We start from the raw sequence: 11848 nt of genomic DNA, 5'->3' as shown, positions 1-11848 counted from the left end.
GGCGCCACATCGCGGGCAGGACGATCAACCCGGCGCACGCGACGAGCGGGAGCAGTCCGAGGAACACCCAGCGCCAGCCCACCGCACCTGCGATGCGTTCGGCGAGGACCGGGCCGACGATGCCGGGCACCACCAATGCGGTCGACAGGACCGCGAACATGCGCGGGCGCTCGGCAACCGTGAAGGCGCGGCCGATCGCGACGTAGCCGATCGCCGGCACGACACCGGCGCCGAGACCTTGGACGAATCGACCGGCGACGAGGACCGGCATGCCGGGGGCGAGACCACCGATCACCAGCCCGATGGCGAACAACACGAGCCCGATGACGTACGGCGGCCCCGCCCCGCGCCGGTCGGCCTGGTCACCGGCGAAGACGATCCCGATCATCGTGCCGAGGAAGAACGCTGTGGTCACCCACCCGTACCAGGCGATCCCACCGAGGTCGGCTTCGACGTCGGGCAGGATCGTGGTGACCGCGAGCGACTCGAACGCGACGAGCGTCACGACCGCGACGAGTCCGATCTGCAGCGCTCGTCGCGACCCGGCGTCGTCCGACTCCAGCGGCGCTGTCGGTGTGGTGTCCGCGGTCAGAGCGAACCGCCCGTCGAGATCATTCGTCGCACGGTACGACTTCAACCATGCGTGAAGTCAAGCTCTGAATCCACCGACGACGCATCGCCCGGCGTCACTGGCCCGTCAGCGTCAACCGGCGACGGAGACACTCCCACCCGACCGCTTGGACGCGTACATCGCCCGGTCGGCGGCGTCGACGAGCCGATGTGACGTCAGTGTGGTCGCCGCCGAGCTCGGCCTGAACGACACGCCTGCGCTGGCGCTGACCCGAACGATCTCACCGTCGCGAAGCGGCACCGATTCGCCAACTCTGTCGACCATGCGGCGAGCGAGGGCGACCAGTTCGCCGACGTCGGCGGCCTCGCATGCGAGGGCGAACTCGTCGCCGCCCACCCTGCCCATCACCGAGCCGGCCGGGGCGGCCGCATTGAGCCGACCACCGATCTCGGCCAGGACTCGGTCTCCTGCGCTGTGCCCGAGCGCATCGTTGATCGGCTTGAATCCGTCCAGGTCCAGGTACACACAGCCCACACCGCCGCTCGATCTCGACGAGGCGGCCTGGATGATGGTGTCGCATCGCGCGTGGAACTCGCCTCGGTTCAGAAGACCGGTGAGCGAATCGTGCGCTGCGGCGTGCGTCCGCGCTGCGTCGATTCGCGCGCCGTCGACGATCATCCCGACGAGCGTGGCGAGGCGCGCCATCATCATCCGGCGGGTCTCGTCGATGTCGAGGTGCTCGTCGGATCGCCATGCCAACGCCCACGCGGATCGGGAGCGGTCGTCGTTGCGGGCGGTGGGCCAGAGCCACAACGTCTTGAGGCCGTTCTCCGCAGCGGGAACCCTCAGTCGAGGTGGCAGGTCGACGACGTCGTGGACGTGACCGACGGTCGGCGCCAACAACGGCGCCCAGATCTCGACCAGCTCGTCGTCGCATCCAAGGTGAGGACCACGCAGGTCGAGCGGGAGCACGTCTGCAGCGACGATCCCAGCGACGCGACCGTCGCGCGGTTCGTACAGCAGAGATGCAGGAGCCCCGATCGTCTCCGCTCCCGCGACCTGCACCAACAGTTGGAGCGTGTGTTCGATCGGTTCGTTCGCAGCCATCGCGTGGAGCACCTCGTCCAGCAACCACCGTTCGTCCCACGTGCGAACGTAGACGACCATTCCGTCGACCACCTCGTCCTCGAACTGAACGTTCGCGGTCACCTCGACGACGGTCTTGGTTCCGTCCTCGGAAACAGCGCGAAAGAGCATCGGCTGGCGCAGACCCGCTCCGCTGAGTGCGGAGATCACCGAGTCGAATGCGAGCGGATTCCAGTCCTGATCGATGAACTCCAGGATCGATCGACCGAGCGCGTGTTCGACGGAGAACCCGAACAGGTCCACGGCGGTTGAATTCATCCAGCGGATCGTGAGGTCCGCTCCGATGACCATCACCGCCGCAGGGGCCGCGTCGAGCACCCGCTGGAGATAGTCCACCCCGTGTTCTCGGTCGGTGTTCACGCGCTCAGCGTAGATCCCGACGGAGGTGCCGCCCCACGAACCGGTCGCGCATCAGGCCGGTCGGACATCGATTCCAGAGGCGGTCATGACCGCCTTGGCCTCCGCGACGGTGTGTTCACGGAAGTGGAAGATCGAGGCCGCGAGGACCGCGTCGGCACCCCCACCGAGCACCCCCTCGCTCAGATGGTCGAGGGTGCCGACACCGCCGCTGGCGATGACCGGAACGGTGACCGCATCGGCGATGGAGCGGGTGAGTTCGAGGTCGAACCCCTCGCGCGTGCCGTCGCGGTCCATCGACGTCAGCAGCAACTCACCGGCGCCGAGCTGCACCGCGCGCTGCGCCCATTCGACAGCGTCGATTCCGGTCGGTGTCCGTCCGCCGTGGAGGTAGACCTCCCATCCGCCGGACTCGCGGCGCTTCGCGTCGATCGCACACACGACGCACTGGTTGCCGAACACCTCGGCGATCTCGGTGATCAACTCGGGACGCTCGACCGCTGCGGTGTTCACGCTCACCTTGTCGGCACCGGCCTGGAGCATCGTGCGGGCGTCCTCCAACGTGCGGATCCCGCCTCCGACCGTGAACGGGATGTACACCTGCTCGGCCACGGCGCGCACCATGTCGACCGTCGTCTGCCGGTTGTCGCTCGAGGCGGTGATGTCGAGGAAGACCAGTTCGTCAGCGCCTTCGAGGTCGTACCGGGCCGCCAGTTCGACCGGGTCTCCCGCATCGCGCAGGTCGACGAAGTTCGTTCCCTTCACCACGCGACCCTCGGTCACGTCGAGACACGGGATCACTCGTGCCGTCCTCACGAGAGTGCCTCCAGCGCCTCGGCCACCGTGAAGCGACCTTCGTACAGCGCCTTGCCGGTGATGATCCCACCCAGGTCGGCGATCAGTGCGAGGCGTTCGATGTCGGCGAGGTCGGCAACACCGCCGCTGGCGATCACCGGAGCGCCGGCGACGGCCGCCGAGCGGGTCAATCCCTCGACGTCGGGCCCTTCGAGCATGCCGTCACGACCGATGTCGGTGATCACGAAGACCGCTGCCCTCGGGAACAAGGCGTAGGCGTCGTCGAGTTGCAGTCCGCTGCCCTCGGTCCAGCCGTGGACGGCCACCTCCCCGTCGCGATGGTCGAGACCGACCGCGACCGGGACGACATCGGACGCTCGCTCCACGAGTGTCGGATCCGCGACTGCTGCCGAACCCATCACGACCCGTGCGACACCCGCGTCGGCGAGTTGGCGGGCGTCGTCGACGCTCCGCACCCCACCTCCGGTCTGAATCTGCGCGTCACCGCGCACCGCCCGTGCCACGTCCTGGATGATCGGGCGGTTGACCGGGTTGCCGGACTTCGCCGCGTCGAGGTCGACGATGTGGATCCACCGGCTCCCGGCTGCAGCGAAGTCCCGGGCGACCGCCACCGGGTTCTCGCCGTACACGGTCTCGTCGGCGTAGTCGCCCTGTCGCAGGCGGACCACTCGCCCGCCACGCAGGTCGATCGCCGGGTACAGGTCGACGGTCATGCTGCTTCCTCCACCGAGCAACCGCGCACGAAGTTCGCGAGCAGCGTGAGTCCCGGACGACTCGACTTCTCCGGATGGAACTGGGCAGCGAACACGTTGTCGAGTCGGAACGCGGCGTTGATCGTCGTCCCGTACTCGACCGTCGCGGCGACGACGGCGGGATCGTCGGGGACGCCGTGCAACGAGTGGACGAAGTACACCCACCGATCGTCGCTCAGGCCGGCCAGCATCGGGTCGTCGGACAAGCGCAGGTCGAGACGGTTCCACTGCATCTGCGGAATCTTGGGACCGGGTGGGATCCACTCGACGATGCCCGGGATCAATCCGAGGCCGGCCGACTCGGGGCTCTCCTCGGATCGCGTGAACAGCATCTGCATCCCGACGCAGATCCCGAGAAACGGGCGACCGGACGCCGCAGCGGCGAGGGCCGGGTCCTCGAGCCCGACCGAACGCAGGGCGTCCATGCACGCGCCGAACGCTCCGACCCCGGGCAGGACCACACCGGCGGCATCGGCGATCAGGCCGGGATCACGGGTCAGGCGAGCATCGGCGCCGCCCTTCTCGAGTGCCTTCTGCGCGGAGTGGAGGTTGCCGATTCCGTAGTCGAGAACGGCGATCAGTGGAGCCGACTCCGCGGTCACAGGACCCCCTTCGTGGACGGGATGCCCGATGCATCCTCGACGCGTACTGCGTCACGCAACGCTCGAGCGAGCCCCTTGAACGTCGCCTCGATCACGTGGTGGGTGTTGCGCCCGCGCACGAGTTCGACGTGGAGCGTGATTCCCGCCGACGTCGCGAACGACGAGACGACGTGCTCGGCGAGCTGCGGGTCGAACGCCGGACTCCCCAGCGCGAGCGATTCGGGCATCTCGACGTGCCACTCGACGTGCGGACGACCGGAGAGGTCGAGCGCGATGTCGACCAGCGCCTCGTCGAGGGGATAGCGACCGCTTGCGAACCGTCGAACTCCTGCCTTGTCGCCGAGCGCCTCGGCGAACACCTCGCCGAGTGTGATCGCGACGTCTTCGACCGTGTGGTGGGTGTCGATCTCGATATCGCCGACCGCCTCGACCTTGAGATCGAATCCACCGTGTCGACCGAGCTGATCGAGCATGTGATCGTAGAAGGGGATGCCGGTCGAGATCTCGGTGACCCCGCTCCCGTCGATGTCGATCCAGATGTCGATCGACGTCTCCTTCGTGCGGCGGGAGCGGGAAGCGGTGCGGGTCATACGAAGTCCTTCACAGATGCACATTGGTGCCTGGCACGAATGTGCATCTTGGGTGAGTTCACGAGGGCGACACGATCGTGTCGATGGCGGAGAGGAAGCGGTCGTTCTCGTCGGGCGTCCCGACCGTGACGCGGAGGCAGTCATCCAGTCGCGGCCAGCTCGAACAGTCACGGACCAGGATGCTGCGGTCGACGAGTTGTTGCCAGACGGCGCGTCCAGCGATCGCGGTGGGCCGGAACAACACGAAGTTCGCGCCGGAGTCGAACACGTCGATCGGCAATGCCCGCAGTGCTGCGCTGATGCGATCACGCTCGGACACCAGGATCTCGACGCGGTCGTTCATGGCGGCGGTGAAGCGCAGCGCGATCCGACCGGCGAGCTGTTTGACCACGTCGAGGTGGTACGGCAGCACGACCTTGTCGAGTTCGGCGACGAGCCAGGTCGGCCCGACGAGATAACCGAGGCGGGCACCGGCCATCGACCACGTCTTCGAGAACGTCCGGGTCACCACGAGTGGCCGCGCCTCGTCGACCATGTCGAGGGCGGTCCAGTCGGCGAACTGGGCGTAGGCCTCGTCGACCACGACGAGGCCGGGTGCCGAATCGAGCAACTGTTCGACCCGTTCACGTGGCTCGACGAGTCCGGTCGGGTTGTTCGGCGAGGTGAGGAACACGACATGCGGCGCCGCGACGGCGAGTACCCGCTCGACCTCGGTGGGGTCGAGCGTGAAATCCACTCCTCGCTCCCCCTCGTAGACGGTCGCCCCGGTCACCCGGGCGATCTGGGCATGCATCTGGTACGTCGGCTCGAACGTTGCCACGGTCCGACCCGGACCTGCATATGCGAGAAGAACGGTCTGCAACACCTCGTTGGACCCATTGGCGACGAACACCTGCGCCGGATCACAACCGTGGAGATCGGCAATGTCGGCTCGCAGGGCGTTCGCGGCGCGGTCGGGATAGCGATTCCAGTCGACTCGGCTCAGTTCGGCCGCCAGCGCATCGCGGAAACCGTCGGGCGGGCCGAACGGTGACTCGTTGGTGTTCAGCCGAACGTCGACGTCGACCTGGGCGGAGTGATATCCGTCCAGTGCACGCAGGTCGTCACGAACGGGAATCACGACCGCCGATGCTACCGATGACGTCGCCGCCCGACGTCGGCGATTTGGCGCCCCGATCGGCGGATACCGTCAGGCCACATGGCCGGATCGACCCAATCAACCGCGCACGAACTCGCGACGATCGCGGACAACATCGAGCAGTACCGGGCTCGGGTGGCGGCTCTCGCCGAAGCCCACCTCGGCACCGATCGAGATGATTTCGTCGGCGCGATCCACGAGGCGGAACGACAGATCCGCGTTGCCGAACGCGGGCTGCGGCGGGCGATCCGAGCGGCGGGCTGACGACCGATCCGTTCCATCGGAGCGCCAGCGGTGTGGCGATACGGTACATCTGTGAGGTGTCTCGAGATCAAGCGTGAAATGCACGACCGCGACATCGCCGAGGTGACATCGCTGCTCGATGCCGCAGAACGCGCCGACGGCCGCCGCCCGCTCTCGGACCATCTGTACCTCGACCTCGTGAGTGGCGGCGCCGATGGTTTCGCCGGTCTCCTGGCCTGGGAGCCCGGTCACGAGCACCCCGTGGCGTACGCCCAGGTGTCGCAGGGCAACGACTCACACATCTTCGAGCTCGTCGTCCACCCCCATCACCGCTACGACATGGCGACGATCGGCCCCGAGTTGTTGGATGCCGCGCTCGACGTGGTCCGTTCGGCCGGGGGCGGTGCGGTCAACTGGTGGGTGTACGAGCCGACGACCGCTCACCGCACGCTCGCCGACGATGCCGGAATGCATCAGGATCGGACGCTGTACCAGATGAGACGAAGCCTTCCGACCGAGCGTCACGCCACGATCGAGACCCGGCCGTTCGTTCCCGGCGCCGACGACGAGGCGTGGCTGTCGGTCAACAACCGGGCGTTCGCCGACCACGCCGAGCAGGGCGGATGGACGCTCGACGTGTTTCGCACGCGGCAACAGGAGTCATGGTTCGATTCCGACGGATTCCGCATGTACGAGCGCGACGGCCGACTCGCCGGATTCTGTTGGACGAAGGTCCATCACGAGGGCCACGACCCGTCCGCTTCCGATCACGCGAGCGACCTCGGCGAGATCTACGTGATCGCGGTCGACCCGGACTTCCACGGGCACGGGCTGGGCTCGGAGATGACCCTCGCCGGTCTCGACCACCTGGCGTCGCACGGAATCGACAACGCCCTGCTGTACGTGGATGCGGCCAACGGGGGTGCCGTTGCGATGTACCGCCGCCTCGGATTCGATGTGCACTCGACGAACGCCGCGTTCGTCACCGAGGTCGAGAATCGGCCCGGACCCGTACCCGAACGACTGGGAGCCTGCTGATGTTGCCGACCTGGAGTGTTGCCGACGTGCACGAGGGGTTCGATGCCCGCTCGTTCCTGGCCGAAAAGGAACGAATCGCTGCCGACGTCGACCGTCTGATCCAACTCTTCGACGAGCACGGCGTCCGCGCCATCGAGCATCACTCCGCGACACCGGAGGACGGTGTCGCCGCCGACGCCGTGATCTCCGAGTACAACCGAGTCGCCGCCGACCTCGACATCCTCGGAGCGTTCATCTACTCGTCGGTATCGACCGATTCGCGCGATGCGGCAGCCCAGGCCGAGCTCAGCGAGATCGAGCCGGTCGAATCACGGCTGCGGCCGCTGCTCTCACGCCTCGCCGACTGGGTCGGATCCTTCGACCTCACCGACCTCGTGGCGGTGAGCTCGCAGGCCGACGAACACCTCGGACCACTCGGTCGACTCGCCGAGCGCGCCGGACATCAGATGTCCGAGCGCGAGGAGCATCTGTACGCCGAACTGTCGACCACCGGGGCCGGTGCGTGGGGACGACTCCAACGCGAGGTCACCTCACAGCTGTCGACCTGCGTCGAACTGCCCGACGGCGACGACACACTCCCGCTGACCGCCGTCCGCGGACTCGCAACCGACCCCGACCCACGGATCCGCCGAGCCGCCTACGACGCGGAGCTCTTGGCCTGGCCGACCATCGAGGTCCCCGTTTCCGCCGCGATGAACGCGATCAAGGGTGAGGCGAACATCGTCAACCGGCGACGCAACTGGGAGTCGCCCCTCGACGCGTCACTGTTCGCCAACAGCGTGAGCCGCACCACCTTCGACGCGATGCAATCGGCGATCTCGGCATCGCTGCCCGACTTCCGCCGGTGGATGCGGGCGAAGGCCACGCTCCACGGCCACGGCGGTGCGCTGCCCTGGTGGGACCTGATCGCGCCGGCGCCGGTCAGCTCCGGATCGGTGACGTGGACCGAGGGCCTCGACGTCGTGCGGACCGCGTTCACCGAGTTCAGCCCGAATCTCGGTGGCCTCGTCGACCGCGCCGTGGACGAGCGCTGGATCGACGCCGAACCCCGCGACGGCAAGACCGGCGGCGCGTTCTGCATGCCCTTCGTCGGCGACCGGTCGCTCGTGTTGTTGAACTGGTCCGGCTCAGCGGAGTCGACCCAGACCACGGCCCACGAACTCGGCCACGCCTACCACAACACCACGCTGGCCGCACGCACAGCGTTGCAACGCCGACTCCCGATGGCGCTCGCCGAGACGGCATCGATCTTCTGCGAGACGCTGGTGGTCGAGGCCGGACTGGCCCGGCTCGACGGAGCCGAACACGACGCCGAACGCCTGGCGTTGCTCGATGTCGACCTCCAGGGTTCGAACCAGGTCGTCGTCGACATCCGTTCACGATTCACGTTCGAGACCGAAGTGTTCGCACGGCGCCAACGGCGCACGCTCAGCGCCACCGAACTCTGCGAGATGATGGTCGGTGCCCAAGCCGACGCCTACGGGGACGGTCTCGACCAGACCACCGCCCACCCGTACATGTGGCTGCTCAAGCCGCACTACTACGGCTCGCACTTCTACAACTGGCCCTACACGTACGGCCTGTTGTTCGGGCTCGGCCTGTTCGCACGATACCGCGAGGACCCGGACCACTTCCGCACGGGTTACGACACGCTGCTGTCGCGGGCGGGAATGGACAGCGCCGAGGAGCTCGGTGCGGCGTTCGGCCTCGACGTGACCGACCAGGCGTTCTGGACGGCGAGCCTCGACGTCATCCGGGCCCGGATCGACGCGTACGTCGAACTCGCCGAGAAGTTCGCCCCATCGGCGCCATGACCTCCACCCTGACCAAGGCTCCGACGCGGTACGACCTGACCCGCGACGAGTTCGGCGAGCTGTTGAACGGCGAGCCCCGATATCGCCTCGACCAGGTGTGGGCCGGCCTCTACGAGCAGCTCGCCGATCCGGCCGACATCACCAACCTTCCGAAGGCACTACGGGCACGACTCGACGACGAACTCCCGCTCGCTCTCGACCTCGTCACCGAGTCGGTCAGCGACAACGGGGACACCGTCAAGTTCCTCTGGGAACTCGACGGTGGCAGTCGAGTCGAGACGGTGCTGATGCTGTACCCCGACCGGGCGACGGTCTGCGTCAGCAGCCAGGCCGGATGCGCGATGGCGTGTGGCTTCTGTGCGACGGGGCAGGCGGGCTTCACGCGGCACCTGACGACCGGTGAGATCGTCGAACAGGTCGTGCGCGCGGCGCGGACGGCCAGGGCGAGCGATCGGCGCGTGAGCAACATCGTGTTCATGGGGATGGGCGAGCCGATGGCCAACCTCGAGAGGGTCTGGTCGGCCACCGAGCGTTTCCATGGCGACATCGGGCTGTCCGCACGCCACATCACGATCTCGACCGTGGGGATCATCCCCGGGATCCGAGCGTTGAAGGATCTGCCGCTCCCGGTGAACCTCGCGGTGTCGCTCCACGCCGCCAACGACGTGCTGCGCAACGAACTCGTCCCGATCAACAAGCGCTATCCGATCGACGACCTCCTCGATGCGTGCGCGGAGTACCTGGAGGTCAAGAACCGGCGCGTCAGCTTCGAATGGGCGATGATCGACGGGGTCAACGATCGGCCGTCCGATGCCGAGGAACTCGCTGAACTCTGCTGGAAGCTGCGGCCGAGCGCCCACGTGAACCTGATCCCCCTCAACCCGACGCCGGGCTATCCGACCCGCGGAACGCCGCTCAAGCGCGTGTACGAATTCCGCGACCGACTCGAGGAGTTGGGTGCGAACGCGACGGTCCGGCGCAACCGCGGGACCGACATCGATGCGGCCTGCGGTCAGCTCGCGGCCGGTCAAGCGGTGACGCTCGGCAAGAAGCGCACCGCATCGCCGAGCACCTGACTGGTCGACCTCAGTCGACGTAGCGCGGGTTCGCGACCGAAAGGCGGTCGTCGACGTCCGCGCGGATGACCGAACGGACCTCGTCGAAGCGATCGTCGAGCTCACCGCTCCGGATCGCCCGCGCGAACTCGGCATCGTCGGCGACGCCGAGCGACTCGAGTCGTGCACGGTGCGCAGCTTCTTGCACGTCGCCCATCGCGAGTTCGCGCTCCACCGTGGCCAGCACGTTCGCAGCCACCCGCGTGTGGAATCGCATGCGACCCTCGGCCGACGGCAACACGTCGCGTTCGAGCCATTCCCGAACGGCTTCGATCAGCTCGGCCGACGAGGGCGATCCGTGCAGACTCACCAGCGTCCCTCCAGTGCGAGGAAGAGGTCGTGCTCGCTCTCGCAGACACGACGTCCGATGGCGGCGAGTTCGTGGCTGCGCGCCGCGCCACTCAGGTGGACGCTCGCCTGGAGGGTGCACATGATCGCCCACTTCCAGGTGCCCATCACTTCCCACCACCGAACCACGATCGGATCGACCGGGTGACCGCCCGCAGCCTCGTAGGCCTCGAACAGGCGCTCGTAGTCCCCGAGCCCGGCGACCGGCGGTGCCTGGCCGAACCTCCACGCCTTCACGCACAGCCAACCGAGGTCCTCCATCGGGTCCCCGAGGTGGGCCAGCTCCCAATCGATCACGGCACTCAGCCCGTTCTCGTCGACGATCAGATTCCCGAGCCGGAAGTCGCCGTGGACGACCACGGGATCGACCGTGGGCGGACGGTGGTCGATCAACCATCTCCGCACCAGTTCGAGCATCGGTTGCGGACGACCCGTTCCCGCCTCGACGAATCCGTCGATCGCCTCGGTGTAGTGCGCGATCTGATCGACGGTCTCCATACCCGGCTCCGGCTCGATCGTGTGGATCGCGGCCAGCGCCGCGCCGAACTGCTCGGGCAGCAGCGTCCGGGCGTGCTCGAACTCGTCGTTGCGCTGGATCTTGCGGGCGATCGTCTCGCCCTCGATCGCTTCGACGATCATGAACGCCGAACCGTCCTCGTTGTGCTCGGATGCGACCAGGGTCGGCACCGGAACCTCGGCCCGCGCTGCGGCGGCCACGACGCGCGCTTCGACCATCATGTCGCGGATGTCTCCGGCGCGCTGTCGCTGCACGACGAGCGGGCGACCATCGGCCACGAACCGCCACGTCTCACGAGACGCTCCGCCCGACAGTCGGGTCAGATCGTCGACCCGGGCTCCCCCGAGCGTGGCCGACAGGACGCCGACGAAACGATCGTGTTCTGCGGCACCGGTCATCGGACCCGAGCCTGCCAGATCAGCAGCCCGCAGCGCGCACCGTGGGGTACGGATTGACCGCTCGACCACCACCGGGATGCACCTCGAAGTGGAGGTGGTTGGTCCCGTTGGCGTTACCGGTGGCACCGTTGTAGCCCATCAGCTCACCCTTCGAGACCCGACGGCTGCTGCCCGAGTACCCGCTGAGGTGCGCGTAGTAGTACCGATCGCCGTTGTCTCCCACGAGCGAGATCGCGTTCCCGCCGAGGTTGTTCGACTTGAACGTGGCCACTCCGCTGGTCACCGCGTAGATCGGGAGACCGTGAGGCGCGATCATGTCGACACCCTCGTGGCTTCGGCCGCCGGAGCGGGCTGCGCCCCACGTGTCGCCGTACGCCGATCCGGGCATCGGACAGGCGAGTCC

Annotated in this window: 14 protein-coding genes; 4 read left to right on the top strand and 10 right to left on the bottom strand. The window is 67.5% G+C overall.

Annotated features, from left to right (window positions below):
• The 7 genes from WBV89_RS18175 to hisC all read right to left on the bottom strand — a co-directional run.
• Positions 1–637: MFS transporter (locus WBV89_RS18175; RefSeq protein ID WP_423982743.1), on the bottom strand; the 637-nt coding region annotated here is incomplete at its 3' end.
• A 66-nt stretch (positions 638–703) separates the two neighbouring features.
• A complete protein-coding gene (locus tag WBV89_RS18170; protein ID WP_423982742.1) occupies positions 704–2077 on the bottom strand; it encodes a diguanylate cyclase domain-containing protein in 1374 nt (457 codons plus the stop codon).
• Positions 2078–2128: 51 nt separating this feature from the next.
• Positions 2129–2890, bottom strand: coding sequence for an imidazole glycerol phosphate synthase subunit HisF (hisF, locus tag WBV89_RS18165; protein ID WP_423982741.1), 762 nt, complete (start codon positions 2888–2890; stop codon positions 2129–2131).
• Positions 2887–3603: a 1-(5-phosphoribosyl)-5-[(5-phosphoribosylamino)methylideneamino] imidazole-4-carboxamide isomerase gene (locus WBV89_RS18160; protein ID WP_423982740.1), complete on the bottom strand. Its 717-nt coding sequence runs from the start codon at positions 3601–3603 to the stop codon at positions 2887–2889. Before WBV89_RS18160 ends, hisF begins: the two co-directional genes overlap by 4 nt.
• On the bottom strand, positions 3600–4244 hold the full coding sequence (gene hisH, locus WBV89_RS18155; protein WP_423982739.1) for an imidazole glycerol phosphate synthase subunit HisH: 645 nt from the start codon (positions 4242–4244) through the stop codon (positions 3600–3602). Before hisH ends, WBV89_RS18160 begins: the two co-directional genes overlap by 4 nt.
• On the bottom strand, positions 4241–4834 hold the full coding sequence (hisB, locus tag WBV89_RS18150) for an imidazoleglycerol-phosphate dehydratase HisB (RefSeq protein ID WP_423982738.1): 594 nt from the start codon (positions 4832–4834) through the stop codon (positions 4241–4243). The genes hisH and hisB overlap by 4 nt, the downstream gene beginning before the upstream one ends.
• A 58-nt stretch (positions 4835–4892) precedes the next feature.
• Positions 4893–5954 (bottom strand): histidinol-phosphate transaminase, encoded by a 1062-nt coding sequence (gene hisC / locus WBV89_RS18145; RefSeq protein WP_423982737.1) that lies wholly within the window; start codon positions 5952–5954, stop codon positions 4893–4895.
• Between the two features lie 78 nt (positions 5955–6032).
• Here hisC and WBV89_RS18140 point away from each other — a divergent pair, with 78 nt between their 5' ends.
• Genes WBV89_RS18140 through rlmN form a run of 4 tightly spaced genes read left to right on the top strand, consistent with a single transcriptional unit; the run spans position 6033 to position 10143 of the window.
• On the top strand, positions 6033–6236 hold the full coding sequence (locus WBV89_RS18140) for a hypothetical protein (RefSeq protein ID WP_423982736.1): 204 nt from the start codon (positions 6033–6035) through the stop codon (positions 6234–6236).
• A gap of 51 nt (positions 6237–6287) precedes the next feature.
• Positions 6288–7253, top strand: coding sequence for a mycothiol synthase (mshD, locus tag WBV89_RS18135; protein WP_423982735.1), 966 nt, complete (start codon positions 6288–6290; stop codon positions 7251–7253).
• Entirely contained in the window at positions 7253–9067 is a 1815-nt protein-coding gene (locus WBV89_RS18130) for a M3 family oligoendopeptidase (RefSeq protein WP_423982734.1), read from the top strand. Before mshD ends, WBV89_RS18130 begins: the two co-directional genes overlap by 1 nt.
• Positions 9064–10143: a 23S rRNA (adenine(2503)-C(2))-methyltransferase RlmN gene (rlmN, locus tag WBV89_RS18125; RefSeq protein WP_423982733.1), complete on the top strand. Its 1080-nt coding sequence runs from the start codon at positions 9064–9066 to the stop codon at positions 10141–10143. The genes WBV89_RS18130 and rlmN overlap by 4 nt, the downstream gene beginning before the upstream one ends.
• 10 nt (positions 10144–10153) lie before the next feature.
• On the opposite strand, the gene WBV89_RS18120 is transcribed toward rlmN, so the two are convergent.
• The 3 genes from WBV89_RS18120 to WBV89_RS18110 form a co-directional block, all read right to left on the bottom strand.
• The gene (locus WBV89_RS18120; protein ID WP_423982732.1) at positions 10154–10492 is read right to left on the bottom strand and encodes a DUF6285 domain-containing protein; all 339 of its coding nucleotides are present in this window, start codon (positions 10490–10492) and stop codon (positions 10154–10156) included.
• On the bottom strand, positions 10489–11445 hold the full coding sequence (locus WBV89_RS18115) for a phosphotransferase family protein (protein WP_423982731.1): 957 nt from the start codon (positions 11443–11445) through the stop codon (positions 10489–10491). The genes WBV89_RS18120 and WBV89_RS18115 overlap by 4 nt, the downstream gene beginning before the upstream one ends.
• Positions 11446–11464: 19 nt before the next feature.
• A partial coding sequence (locus WBV89_RS18110; protein WP_423982730.1) for a M23 family metallopeptidase occupies positions 11465–11848 on the bottom strand: 384 nt, incomplete at its 5' end.

Source organism: Ilumatobacter sp. (assembly GCF_049588435.1).
Lineage (GTDB): Bacteria > Actinomycetota > Acidimicrobiia > Acidimicrobiales > Ilumatobacteraceae > Ilumatobacter_A.
This window is presented reverse-complemented; position numbering and strand designations above follow the sequence as displayed.